General features: G+C 63.1%; 1 protein-coding gene. It reads left to right on the top strand.

Going from position 1 to position 233, the window contains the following annotated elements:
- Positions 1 to 14: 14 nt before the first annotated feature.
- Positions 15 to 233 (top strand): ATP-binding cassette domain-containing protein (locus SB816_RS35220; RefSeq protein WP_410548652.1); only part of this gene is annotated, 219 nt, incomplete at its 3' end.

The following is a 233-nucleotide window of genomic DNA, read 5'->3' as shown; positions in this document are numbered from 1 at the left end:
CGGTCAAGGACCCGATGGTCACGTTCGAAGGCGTGACCAAGACATTCGGCGGTGCCGATGGCAAGCCGGGCTTCGCAGCCCTTGCCGGCATCGATTACACCGTGCCGAAGGGCTCCATCACCGGCATCATCGGCCGTTCCGGTGCGGGCAAATCCACCCTTATCCGCCTTGCCAACGGTCTTGAAAAACCCTCCTCCGGCCGCGTCATCGTCGATGGCGTCGATGTTGCAGCC

Origin of the sequence: Achromobacter sp. SIMBA_011 (genome assembly GCF_046535435.1) — a bacterium.
GTDB lineage: Bacteria > Pseudomonadota > Gammaproteobacteria > Burkholderiales > Burkholderiaceae_B > Achromobacter > Achromobacter dolens.
This window is presented reverse-complemented; position numbering and strand designations above follow the sequence as displayed.